A 527-nucleotide genomic window follows, 5' to 3' on the forward strand; every position below is an offset into this window, starting at 1 on the left:
GCCTACCTGGATGCCGCGCCCTGGGCGAGCGGCGCGGCGCCGATCGCCATGCGCGCGTCCGATGGTGCGTTCAACGCCGCGCGCGAACTGTCGGTCGTCAACATCGACACGAGCACGCTCGCCTACGGGCGCCACGTGGTGTACGTGCGCGGCACCGATGCCTCGGGGCAGGTCGGCACGCCGAGCGCGGTCTACTTCACCGTGCGCCGGCACGTCCCCGACGACGACTACGACGGCGACCGCCGCTCCGACGTGTTCTGGCACAGCAACACGGGCCAGAATGTGATCTGGCGCCGCGCGAACAAGGCCACGACCACCGCCGTCTCGGCCACCGCCGCCGGCTGGCGCGTTGCCGGGCAGGGCGACTTCGACGGCGACGGGCATTCCGATCTGTTCCTGCGGCAATCCTCGTCGGGCCAGAGCGTGATATGGCGTTCGGGGAACAGCGCGGCCACGATCGCGGTGAAGACGGTCGGCGGCGGTTGGGAGCCCGCGGGCTTCGGCGATTTCAACGCCGACGGACGCAC

1 protein-coding gene is annotated in these 527 nt (G+C 71.2%); it reads left to right on the forward strand.

Annotated features, from left to right (window positions below; translation table 11 throughout):
- The coding region (locus AC1DRF_RS31950; RefSeq protein WP_477742821.1) for an FG-GAP repeat domain-containing protein at nt 1-527 on the forward strand (527 nt) is incomplete at both ends.

This window comes from Priestia sp. P5_B4 (assembly GCF_056400385.1).